Consider the following 2,615-nt stretch of genomic DNA (forward strand, 5'->3'; position numbering starts at 1 on the left):
AAACCGGCCGTGGGAAGGTCCCACGGCCGGTTTTGTATCCTGTATCCCGATTTTGAGCGAAGGGTCAGTCCAGCTCCACCGACACCTCGCCCTGCTCGTCCCGGGTGAGCTTATAGAGCCCCATGGACGGCTCGGCGGTCCGGGTGGAGAAGGTATCGAACCGGGGCGTCATGGCCCGGGTGGATATGGCCGCCGTGGTCTCCGGCTGCGCCCCGGAGACGCTCTGGGCCGGGGCCTGCCGCTCCAGACGGTCGATCCGTCCCCCCGGCGTCTCCGTCCGGGGCTCCCGCTCCTCCTCGGACCGGATCCGGTCATCCTCCGCCTGCCGGAGCTGGACCTCCATATGCCGGAGCCGCAGCTCAATGGTGGCCTCGTCCTGACCGCTCTGCCGGCTCGCACCGCCACCCATGTCTCCGATCACCATGGCAGTTCACCTCTGTTTTTCCTTTGAGATGGAACTAGTCTACACCGCAGGCCTAACATTTTCTATGGCGATTTTACAAATAAAATCTAAACTTTTTGGAACAGTGCCCTCACAGTTCCACGCCGGGGAAGAGCTTGCGGAAGGGGAGGGGCAGGGGAGCCTTCAGGGTGAGATCCTTCTTGCTGCGGGGGTCGGTGAGGACCAGCACGTCGGCGTGGAGGGCCAGCCGCCCCATGGGGTCGGTCTGGGCGCCATACTGCCGGTCGCCGGCGATGGGGCAGCCCAGGTCCTGCATGTGGACCCGGATCTGATTTTTCCGGCCGGTGTCGATCTCCACCGCCGCCAGGGTGTAGCCCCGGTTTTCCGCCACCGCCCGGTAGCGGGTCACCGCCTCCTTGGCCGCCCGCCCCTTGGGGCCGGAGTAGACCAGGTGGGTGGCCGTCTCGTGGAGCCAGGAGCGCACCGTGCCCTCTGCCTGGGGGAGGGCGCCCTCCACGGCCGCCACATAGCCCCGCTTTTTTACTAACTTTTCCCAGTTGTCCTGGAGGGCGTGCTTGAGCTTCTCATCCTTGGCAAAGACCAGCACCCCGGAGGTGTCACGGTCCAGCCGGTGGACGATGAAGATGCGTTTGCCCGGCTCCCGGGCCTTCATATACTCGGAGACCGCCCGGTAGGCGGTGCGGCGGCGCTCCCGCTCGTTGCCCATGGAGAGGAGTCCGGCGGGCTTGTCCACGGCGATGAGCCCGGCGTCCTCATAGAGGATGGGGAAGGGGAGCTCGGCAGCGCCGGCGGCGCTCTTGGGCAGCAGCTCCACCGTCTGGCCGGGGGTCAGGGGGGTGTCGAACCGGGTGACCACCTTGCCGTCCACCATCACCTGCCGCCGGGACAGCAGACCCTTCACCGTGTTCCGGGACTTGTCCTTCACCCGGAGGAGCAGGAAGGGGAGGAGGGTGGTCTCCTCCTCCACCGTCAAAAGCCGTCTCTCGTCCATGAGGGACCTCCTTTTTTCTTTTTCTCGATTGTTTTATTATAACACTAAAATGCCCAGGTGTTCCAGCAGGATCTTGCAGCCCATGAGGATGAGCACGACGCCGCCGAAGCGCTCGGCGGGGGCCTTCCACCGGTCGCCGAAGAAGCCGCCCACCCACACGCCGATGGCGGAGAGGATCAGGGTGGTGACCCCGATGAAGCCCACGGCGGGTCCGATGTCCACGCTGAGGAAAGCGAAGGTGACGCCGATGGCCAGGGCGTCAATGCTGGTGGCCACCGCCAGGGGGAGCATGGCGGCGGGGGAGAAGGAGGCGGAGACCTCCTCCTCCTCGTCCCCGAAGGACTCCCGGACCATGTTGCCGCCGATGATGCAGAGGAGCACGAAGGCGATCCAGTGGTCCACGGTGGTGATGAGGGCCTGGAACCGGGTGCCCAGGAGCCAGCCGAAGGCGGGCATGAGGGCCTGGAAGCCGCCGAACCACACCCCGCAGGTGAGGGCATGGCGGGGGGACACCCGGCCCACCGACAATCCCTTGCAGATGGACACGGCGAAGGCGTCCATACTCAGGCCCACCGCGATGATAAACAGTTCCCACAAGCTCATGATGACATTCCTCCCTGATACTGGTCCGGCAGATGGGTCCTGGGACAGGGTATGCGTCGGGGCGCAAAAAAAGAGACCCATCTGCCGAAAGCAGATAAGTCTCGTCATTGAAAACAAAGCCAGGAGCGCGCCGCTCCAGCATGTTGGCTCCGTTACGCGGTGGCCGCGCCGACTACTCCCTTATGCTTGAAAAGTATGGTAACATGAACTTTTACCCCTGTCAAGCAAAATCCGGGCAGGCCAGCACAAACGGGGCCTGGCAGGCGCCGCCCCGGGCCTGGGAGGGCTCTTGGGCCCAATTCTCCGCCCGGCTCGCCTGGGTCCACACCCCCAGAAACAGCAGCGCCGCCGCGGCCACGGCCACCAGTCCCACCGCCGGCAGGGGGGATCTCGTTCTCTTTTCTGTCATGGAGCGCCCTCCCATCTCCTCCGCTCCGGCGGAGGTCCTTCTGTAGGGTATATCGATTGGGAGGGCCCTTTTGTGACAGGTGGAGAAAATTTTTTTACCGCAGCGACCCAGCGCACCAGTGAATTGTCAAACTAAGTGCAACAGGAATTGAGCTCGAAGTCCCATAATTCCTGAGCAGAATGGAAGTT

4 protein-coding genes are annotated in these 2,615 nt (G+C 64.0%); all 4 read right to left on the reverse strand.

All coding sequences use genetic code 11. The features are described from left to right. Positions 1–64: 64 nt before the first annotated feature. A complete protein-coding gene (locus Q0K15_RS11045; RefSeq protein WP_294515898.1) occupies positions 65–424 on the reverse strand; it encodes a hypothetical protein in 360 nt (119 codons plus the stop codon). 109 nt (positions 425–533) lie between these two features. Continuing rightward, positions 534–1,415 carry an RluA family pseudouridine synthase gene (locus Q0K15_RS11050; RefSeq protein ID WP_294515899.1) on the reverse strand — a complete coding sequence of 294 codons (882 nt, stop codon included), beginning with the start codon at positions 1,413–1,415 and terminating at the stop codon, positions 534–536. A gap of 36 nt (positions 1,416–1,451) precedes the next feature. Continuing rightward, positions 1,452–2,018: a manganese efflux pump MntP family protein gene (locus Q0K15_RS11055; RefSeq protein ID WP_294515900.1), complete on the reverse strand. Its 567-nt coding sequence runs from the start codon at positions 2,016–2,018 to the stop codon at positions 1,452–1,454. A gap of 220 nt (positions 2,019–2,238) precedes the next feature. Beyond that, positions 2,239–2,427, reverse strand: coding sequence for a hypothetical protein (locus Q0K15_RS11060; protein ID WP_294515901.1), 189 nt, complete (start codon positions 2,425–2,427; stop codon positions 2,239–2,241). Positions 2,428–2,615 lie beyond the last annotated feature (188 nt).

The organism is uncultured Intestinimonas sp. (assembly GCF_944387245.1).
Lineage (GTDB): Bacteria > Bacillota > Clostridia > Oscillospirales > Oscillospiraceae > Intestinimonas.

Coding starts and splice junctions, on each gene's coding strand:
- Q0K15_RS11060 (WP_294515901.1), bottom strand. CDS start 2,427: ATGACAGAAAAGAGAACGAGATCCCCCCTGCCGGCGGTGGGACTGGTG.
- Q0K15_RS11055 (WP_294515900.1), bottom strand. CDS start 2,018: ATGAGCTTGTGGGAACTGTTTATCATCGCGGTGGGCCTGAGTATGGAC.
- Q0K15_RS11045 (WP_294515898.1), bottom strand. CDS start 424: ATGGTGATCGGAGACATGGGTGGCGGTGCGAGCCGGCAGAGCGGTCAG.
- Q0K15_RS11050 (WP_294515899.1), bottom strand. CDS start 1,415: ATGGACGAGAGACGGCTTTTGACGGTGGAGGAGGAGACCACCCTCCTC.